Below are 8,576 nucleotides of genomic sequence, written 5' to 3'. Positions count from 1 at the left end.
CCGTGGCTGCACCCGCGCTGCTCGTGATGCCGCTCGCATTCGCGCTGGCCAACGCGCGCTGCCGCCGTGCTCTGATGTCGCTCGATACGGTGTTTGCAGCCCTGGTGATCGCAGTGCTGGCGTTGCCCTACGGGATCTGGCTGCTTCGCGCCAATCAGTTCGCGTTGCCGCCGCTGCCGACGACGGCTGACCTGGGCGATCGCGCGCTGATCGGCCTTAAGCTGTTCGGCGGCCTGGCTGTTTCGCTGGCCGGCATTGCCTTGCTGGCAGTGCTCAATATCGGCCGGTTCGCCCCCAAGCATCACGACGCGCCGATGATAACGCGCACGCCGGTCGATCCCCTGGCGCGGTATTTTGTCTACGTGTTCGCGTTGGCGCCGCCGATCGCTGCCAGTATCGCGGCTGCGGTGTTCGGTCTCGGCCATGTCGTGGGCGGTGCCGGCGTGGTGTTGCTGCTCAGCGGGCTGGTCGTGACGACGTTGGCCGGCGATGTGCTGTATCTTCACCGGCAACGACTCTTACGTTCTGCCTGGGTGGCGCTGATTCTGGCGCCGGCGGCGGCGGTGGTCTTCACCGCTCTGGTGCAGCCATGGCTCAGTCGCACCGAGGTGCCGACCGCCCTGCCGGCGAGCGAGATCGCACGGTTCTTTGCCGACAGTTTCGAGCGTCGCACCGGCAAACCGCTACCGGCAGTCGCTGGCGATCCGCAACTCGCCGGTCTGATCGCGCTCGCGCCGTCACGACCGCATCTGTTGCTCGATGCCGCCCCGTCCCGCTCGCCGTGGATCACGTTCGCTGATTTCGAGCGCAACGGCGGGATCGTCGTGTGGCGCGCTGCCGACACCGCGGGCAGGCCGCCGGACGATATCGCCAAGCGATTCCCCGGGATCGTGCCGGAACTGCCGCGCGCGTTCGAACGAATGATCTCGGGCCGCCAGCCGCTGCTCAGGATCGGCTGGGCGATCGTGAGGTCGAAAGCGCCGTAGCCGGGCCTCCGCCCGGCGGCTCCGGCCTTCCGCCGCCTTACAGTTCGACATCCAGCGACACCAGGTAGGTCCGCGGCGCGCCGAGCGCCATGGTGCCGAACGACGCCACGCCGGCCCAGTAATTGGTACCCGCGACGTTCTGCACGGTGCCGCGCAGCGTCGTCTTGCGGCCTTCGATCATGGTGACGTAGCGCACGCCGAGATCGACGCGGGTCCAATCCGGTAAGACTTGCGTGTTGCTGTTGTTGACATATTGCCGGCCGGTGTAGACCACGGTCCCGACCAACGTCATCGCTCTTAGCCCCGGCAGATCCCATTCGCCGGTGAGATTAACCTGCGTGGTCGGCACGCCGATCGGCGTCTTGCCGAGATTGGCGGCGGTCGCGGTCCTGGTCACTTCGGCGTCGAACAGCGTCACCCCGCCGACCGCGCGCAGGTGCGGCGCGATCTCGCCGAACACGGTGAATTCGGCGCCGCGCACGCGCTGCTCGCCGCCTGCCGAATACACGCCGGCGTTCAGCTCGCCATTGGGCTTGGTGATCTGGAACAGCGCGAAGGTCGTGCCGATGCGGCCGAGATCGAGCTTGACGCCGGCTTCGTATTGCCTGGTCCGGTACGGCGCGAGAACTTCGCCCGAGTTGGACGCACTGATCGGTGCGACGTCGCCGCGGCTGAGCCCTTCGATGTAGTTGGCATAGACCGACAGGTGCTCGATCGGGCGGATCACCAGGCCGGCCATCGGCGTGGTGGCGGACTGGTCGTAGGAAGTCGTCAGCGCTCCGGTCGTGGTGGAGTAGTTGTGCGCAATCACCTGCTGGCGGCGAACGCCGAGCGTCAGCATCAGGCGCTCGTCGAGCACCGACATCGTGTCGGCGATCGCGAAGCCGTTGAGGCGGGTGTCGGACAGCCGCGGCTTGAACGCCGGCACCGTATAGGTCTGTTCGGGCTGCACCATCGGCGTATAAAGGTTCGACAGATACGACTGCCCCGACGGGAACGCGCGATACTGCTCGTCCTGATAATGCGATCCCTGAACGGTGACCGCATGGTGGACGAAGCCGGTATCGAACTTCGCCCGCACTCCGCCGTCGAAGGTGAAGCGATCGACGTCGAGGTTGTAGTACTGCGCCGTCGTCGAGGTGTCGCCGCGGCTGTTGAGGATGGTCGGCAGCCCGAAGAACCGTTCGGCATTGGTCTTGGAGCCGCCGATATTGCCGAACACCGTCACCGAATCGGTGAGGTCGAACTCGTTTTTCCAAAGCGCCGAGGATTCCCGAATCCGCGACCATTCCCAGGTCTGCGTCAGGTTGTTGGTGCCGACCGGCGCGGGCGGCACCGCGATGCCGCTGGTTGTGAAGAACGGACGCACTGGCGCGGTGATGTGTTCGTTCTGGGTCAGCGCGTAGATCCAGGTCCGATAGCGCTCGCCTTGATAGTCGAAAGCCAGCGACCCGACCTGCAGCCGGTCGGTCTGATGATCGATCGCGGTGTCGCCGCCGCCAAGCTTGCCGGTGAAGCGCAGGCCGAATTCGCGCTGGTCGCCGAACCGCCGCGCGACGTCGAGATTGGTGTAGGCGAAGCCCTTGGACGCGTAGCCGACGCCGATCCGGCTGAGATCGGCTTCGGCCCGTTTCGGCACCACGTTGATCACGCCGCCGACGCCGCCGTTCGGCGAGACGCCGGACAGCATCGCCGCGGGGCCTTTGAACACCTCGATCCGATCGACATAGTCGTTGAAGATGCGAAAGTTCGGCGCGATGCCGTAGACGCCGTCGAACGCGACTTCGCCGGCCGTTCCTTCGGCGATCGGAAAGCCGCGGATGTAAAACGAATCCACCATGCCGCCGACCGGACTGGTGACTCGAACCGAGGGATCCAGCAACATCGCGTCGGCGACGGTCGCTGCCTGCTGATTGCGGATCGCCTCGTTGGTGTAGCTCGCCGTCGCGAATGGTGATCGGAAGGTGTCGGTGTTACCTAGCATTCCCAGCCGGCTACCGCGTGCGACCTGGCCTCCGGCGAAGGGCGCCGGCCGGTCCGACGTCGCCGAGCGGCTCACCGCCCGCTCGGCAGAAGGCTGCGGTGTCGCGGTGGCCGTCCTGGCGCGAGCTGCGGCACGGGCGACGCTCCGGCGAGGTGCAACAGCCGGCTTGCTGCGGACCGTGCGCGGCGCATCGACCGTAACTGACGGCAGAGCAGTCTGGGCGTGGCTAGAGGTGGGGCACGCTGCCAGCCATGCGCTGAGCACGACAAAGCTAGCGCTGCCGAGAGCTCGACAACGGGACATCGCAAATCCTGATACGGCGAACACGCCGCTTTGGTTGGAGAGTGGTCTGATAGATGCAGACGTTGCCGCACCTATTTCGCTTGCATCCGCGCCGCCGCCACGGCTTGTCCGTGTCTGTCCGACACAAGCGGATGTCAGCGGCGAGCGCTGAAATCTCGATCGAAAAGCAACTACGCGTCAGGTCGAATCGGCAAGAACTCTCCTCGGCTCGGATTTAGTCGAGGGGCATCGTGCTCGTTGCGAGATTGCTGCTACAACTTTACCCCCGGTATCTTGGTGGGGGATCGCTCGCCGAAGGTCAATCGGACGAGGAGCAGAATAGATAGTTTCTACGTAGTCGCGCTCTGGATGCAATGCGGTGTTCTGCATCTCGCGACGCCGAGTGATGCTGTGCTGACACCCGATATCGCGCTGCGCAGAAGCCCGAGAGCGGGAAAAGGCGCCGGCAGGGCCGGCTCAGGCGGAGGCTGCAGAGAGTGCGGTCGCGATTGCTCGCAGGTCCTGCCAGGCGAGCCGCTTGTAGGTCGGTTGGCGCAGCAGATAGGCTGGATGCAACGTCGGCAGTGCGCGGATCGTGCGCGTGCCGGTGTCGTAGTCGAACCAGCGACCGCGAGTCCGCATGATGCCGTCGCGGGTGCCGAGCAGCGCCTGGGTCGACGGGTTGCCGAGCGTGACCAGTAGATCGGGGTTCACCAGTTCGATTTGCCGCTTGATGAACGGCAGGCAGATCTGAGTTTCCTGCGGGGTCGGCGTCCGGTTGCCCGGCGGCCGCCACGGGATCACGTTGGCGATGTAGACCTTGCTGCGGTCGAGTCCGATCGCCGCCAGCATCAGGTCGAGCAGCTTGCCGGAGCGGCCGACGAACGGCAGCCCTTCGATGTCCTCGTCGCGGCCGGGTGCTTCGCCGACCAGCATCAGCTTCGCTTGCGGATTGCCGTCGGCGAACACCAGTTGCTTGGCAGTCCCGCGGAGCGCGCAGCCGTCGAACTGCTGCATCAAGTCGCGAAGCGCTTCCAGCGTCGGCGCGGTGGCGGCGGCCTCGCGCGCCGAGACGATCGCGGCGTCCGGCGTCGCCGGTTGTGTGGCCCGCGGCGGAGGAGGGGCTGGCTGCGCCTGTAAGGCGGGCTTGACGGCTCGGCTCGGCTCGGTGGCTTCGTGCCCTGCCGGTGCGGGCGCCTCGTCGAGCATCCGGTTGACCGGGGCATCGGCCAAAGCGCAATCCACCCCTGCGTCCAGGTAGAACGCGAGCAATTGACGCAGGCTCGGCACGGGATCGGGGATCATGCGTGGTGGTTTACAGCGGATGCGCGCCACAGAACAGCAGCCTGCTCGTTTGTTTCATTCCGCAATGCGAAATCAATTTTCGCAACTGCTGCCGCAACGCTGGAAAGATGAGCCGGCCGGTACATTTGGGTGGTTGTTCTTCTTCTAAAAATGCGAAAGAACACCCTTGGAAACGTTCCCGAGAGTCCTGCGAGAAAAAACGATGAGTGACGAAACGCTGCCGCCCCGCGAATCGATGGAATTCGACGTCGTGATCGTGGGTGCGGGCCCCTCGGGACTGTCCGCCGCGATCAGACTGAAGCAGATCAACCCCGAGTTGTCGGTGGTGGTCGTGGAAAAGGGCTCCGAGGTCGGAGCTCATATTTTGTCGGGCGCGGTGATCGACGTGTCGGCGCTCGACCGCCTGATGCCGAGCTGGCGCGAGGACGAGAGCTGTCCGCTGAAGACCCACGTCGAAGACGACCATTTCTACGTCATGACAGCGTCGAAAGCGCTCAAGGTGCCGAACATCATGGTGCCGCCGATGCTCGACAACCACAAGAATTTCATCGGCTCGCTCGGCGATCTGTGCCGCTGGCTCGGGCCGAAGGCCGAGGAGCTCGGCGTCGAGATCTATCCCGGCTTCGCCGCCACCGAAGTGCTGTACGGCGACAATGGTGAAGTGCGCGGCATCGCGACCGGCGACATGGGCATCGGCCGCGACGGCCAGCCGAAGGATTCCTATACCCGCGGCATGGAACTGCTCGGCAAGTACACGCTGTTCGCCGAAGGCGCCCGCGGCAGCCTGTCCAAGCAACTGATCGCCAACTACAAGCTCGACAAGGACTCCGATCCGCCGAAATTCGGCATCGGGCTGAAGGAGATTTGGCAGATCGAGCCGTCCAAGCATCGCAAGGGGCGGATCGCGCATTCGTTCGGCTGGCCGCTCACCAACAACGTCGGCGGCGGCTCGTTCCTGTATCATTACGGCGACAATCTGGTGGCGGTCGGTTTCGTTGTGCATCTCAACTACGACGATCCCTACCTTTCGCCGTTCGAGCAGTTCCAGAAGTTCAAGACCCATCCGTCGGTGGCGCCGATCTTCGAGGGCGGCAAGCGCATCTCCTACGGCGCGCGCGCCATCACCGAGGGCGGCTATCAGTCGGTGCCGCGGCTGACCTTCCCGGGTGGCGCGCTGATCGGCTGCGCGGCGGGCTTCGTCAACGTGCCGCGCATCAAGGGCGTGCACAACGCGATCGGCTCCGGCATGCTGGCCGCCGAACACGTCGCCGCGGCGCTGGCCGAAGGCCGTGCCAACGACGAGGTGGCGGCCTACGAAAACGCCTGGCGCGACTCCGTGGTCGGTAAGGACCTGTTCCGCGTTCGCAACGTCAAGCCGCTGTGGTCGAAGTTCGGCACCGCGGTCGGCGTCGTGCTGGCCGGCTTCGAGATGTGGTGCTCGACGCTGGGCTTCTCGGTATTCGGCACGCTATCGCACGGCAAGCCGGATCGTTCGACGCTCGATCCGGCGAAATCGCACGAGCCGCACAAGAGTCCGAAGCCGGACGGCAAGCTGACCTTCGATCGGCTGTCTTCGGTGTTTCTGTCGAACACCAATCATGAGGAGGACCAGCCGGTTCACCTCAAGGTCGCCGACATGCAGTTGCAGAAGGCGTCGGAGCACGACGTCTATGCGGGCCCGTCCGGGCGCTACTGCCCGGCGGCGGTGTACGAGTGGGTCGAGGAGCCGACCGGTCCGCGCTTCGTGATCAACGCGCAGAACTGCGTGCACTGCAAGACCTGCGACATCAAGGACCCGAACGGCAACATCACCTGGGTTCCTCCGGAGGGTGGTGGCGGCCCGAATTATCAGGGCATGTGACCGGGCGTCCTGACCGGGGCCAACGCATCTGACCTCGCGTTCATGATCTCGCGTTCCTGACCACGTATCCGTGAGCCGGAGCGCAGTGATGCTCCGGCCTGCGGCCACGATCCTGCCATGTTGCCACCGTCTCAATCGTCCGGTCCGCACGTCGGTGCTCCGTCTGTGGCCGCGGCATTGTGCGTCGTCGGTCCTATCCTTGCGGTTGAGCGCCAAAAGCGGCATTGTCGATGCGATGCTGCCGGCTCGTCGGCCGGGCCAATCGAGCCTTTTCCTGGAGCTAGCAACCTTGATGCTTTCCCTTCGAAGCCGTCGATCGATGATCGTCGCCCTCGCGCTGGTGGCGATGCCGATCGCGGAACAGTCGTTGGCGCAGACCCCGGAGCATCCGGCCGACAACGCGGCGCAGTTTCCCACCAGCCAGGATCTGCGGTCGATGACCACCGCAGGCAGCTATCTGGCGGCGCGCCACGCCAGCATCGAGCGTGACGCGGCCGCCGCGGCCGCCTTCTATCGCTCCGCGCTGCGCTCTGATCCGAAGAACAACGAATTGCTCGATCGCGCCTTCATCTCCTCGCTCGCCGAGGGCGACATCGAGGAGGCGGTGAAGCTGGCCGAGCGCGTGCTGAAGATCGACAAATCCAACCGGGTCGCCCGGCTGGTGGTCGGTATTCGCGATTTGAAGACCAAAAAATACGCCGCCGCTGTGCGTAACGTGAACCAGTCGGTGCGCGGCCCGATCACCGATCTGATCGCCACTCTGATTGCGAGCTGGTCGATGTACGGCGCCGGCGACGTCAAGGGCGCGGTCGGCAGCATCGACAAGCTGGCCGGTCCGGAGTGGTATCCGATCTTCAAGGATCTGCATTCCGGCATGATGCTGGAACTGGCCAACCGCCAGAAGGACGCCGGCGAGCGGCTGGAGCGCGCCTACAAGCTCGACGATTCCGCGCTGCGCGTGGTCGAGTCCTATGCGCGCTGGCTGTCGCGCAACAAGAGCGAGGCCGAGGCGCTCGCGGTCTATCAGGCGTTCGACAAGAAGCTGCCGCGTCATCCGCTGATCGAGGACGGCATCCGCGAGGTCAAGGCCGGCAAGAAGCTGCCGCCACTGGTCGACAGCCCGCAGGCCGGTGCTGCCGAAGCGCTTTACGGCATCGGCGCGTCGCTGACCCGACGTGGCGGCGAGGACCTGGCGCTGGTGTATCTGCAGCTCGCGCTCTACCTCGAGCCCAATCATGCGCTCGCCCTGCTGGCGCTCGGTGATCTCTACGAGTCGGTGAAAAAGCCGCAGATGGCGATCAAGGTCTACGAGCGCGTGCTGGCGTCGTCGCCGCTGAAGCGCAACGCCCAGATCCAGCTCGCCACCGACCTCGACGCTTCCGATCGCAGCGAGGAGGCGATCAAGATCCTTCACGCGGTGATCGCCGAGGACGGCAAGGATCTCGAGGCCATCATGGCGCTCGGCAATATCGAGCGCGGCCGCAAGAAGTTCGCCGACTGCGCCGGCACCTATTCCAAGGGCATCGACGCGCTCACGGGCTCGGAGAAGAACGCCTGGGTGTATTACTACTTCCGCGGCATCTGCGAAGAACGCTCCAAGCAGTGGGCCAAGGCCGAGCTCGACCTGAAGAAGGCTCTGCAGATGCAGCCCGACCAGCCGCATGTGCTGAACTATCTCGGCTATTCCTGGGTTGACCAGGGCATCAATCTCGATGATGCGATGGGCATGATCCGGCGTGCGGTCGATCAGCGCCCCGACGACGGCTACATCGTCGATTCGCTCGGCTGGGCATATTACCGCATCGGCGACTACGAGAACGCGGTGAAGACGCTGGAGCGGGCGATCGAGCTGAAGCCGGAGGATCCGACTATCAACGATCACCTCGGCGATGCCTATTGGCGGGTCGGCCGCACTCTGGAAGCCAAGTTTCAATGGGCCCATGCTCGGGATCTGAAGCCCGATCCGGAAGAACTGCCGAAGATCGAGGCCAAGCTCGCCAACGGTCTGCCCGAAGAGGACAAGGCGTCGGCGGCGTCCGCGGACAAGAAGAAAGAAGACGGCAAGGGCGGCTGAGCGCGGCCGCGGCTGGTGTCGCCGGCCTTTGCGCCGGGACCGAGAAAGCGCCTAAAAGGGGGCTGGAGCTTCGGTCCGGTTTCG

Annotated in this window: 5 protein-coding genes; 3 read left to right on the top strand and 2 right to left on the bottom strand. The window is 65.0% G+C overall.

All coding sequences use genetic code 11. The annotated features are described in order from the left end of the window. Window positions 1-986, top strand: a 986-nt coding sequence (locus DU475_RS22025) for a hypothetical protein (protein WP_164633334.1), incomplete at its 5' end; no start/stop codon positions are given. A 37-nt stretch (window positions 987-1,023) separates the two neighbouring features. Here DU475_RS22025 and DU475_RS22020 read toward each other — a convergent pair. Next, window positions 1,024-2,970, bottom strand: a complete 1,947-nt coding sequence (locus tag DU475_RS22020; RefSeq protein ID WP_246700394.1) for a TonB-dependent receptor — start codon at window positions 2,968-2,970, stop codon at window positions 1,024-1,026. 759 nt (window positions 2,971-3,729) lie between these two features. Further along, a complete protein-coding gene (locus tag DU475_RS22015; protein ID WP_013500981.1) occupies window positions 3,730-4,557 on the bottom strand; it encodes a uracil-DNA glycosylase in 828 nt (275 codons plus the stop codon). Between the two features lie 202 nt (window positions 4,558-4,759). On the opposite strand from DU475_RS22015, the gene DU475_RS22010 reads away from it, so the two are divergent. Both DU475_RS22010 and DU475_RS22005 read left to right on the top strand, forming a co-directional pair. Then, a complete protein-coding gene (locus DU475_RS22010; RefSeq protein ID WP_164633332.1) occupies window positions 4,760-6,418 on the top strand; it encodes an electron transfer flavoprotein-ubiquinone oxidoreductase in 1,659 nt (552 codons plus the stop codon). A gap of 292 nt (window positions 6,419-6,710) precedes the next feature. Continuing rightward, the gene (locus DU475_RS22005) at window positions 6,711-8,492 is read left to right on the top strand and encodes a tetratricopeptide repeat protein (protein WP_164633331.1); all 1,782 of its coding nucleotides are present in this window, start codon (window positions 6,711-6,713) and stop codon (window positions 8,490-8,492) included. Window positions 8,493-8,576: the final 84 nt, after the last annotated feature.

Origin of the sequence: Rhodopseudomonas sp. WA056 (assembly GCF_010906995.1) — a bacterium.
In the GTDB taxonomy this organism is placed as follows: Bacteria; Pseudomonadota; Alphaproteobacteria; order Rhizobiales; family Xanthobacteraceae; genus Rhodopseudomonas; species Rhodopseudomonas palustris_G.
Note: the sequence above shows the minus strand (reverse complement) of the source record. Positions and strands in the feature narration are given on the sequence as shown.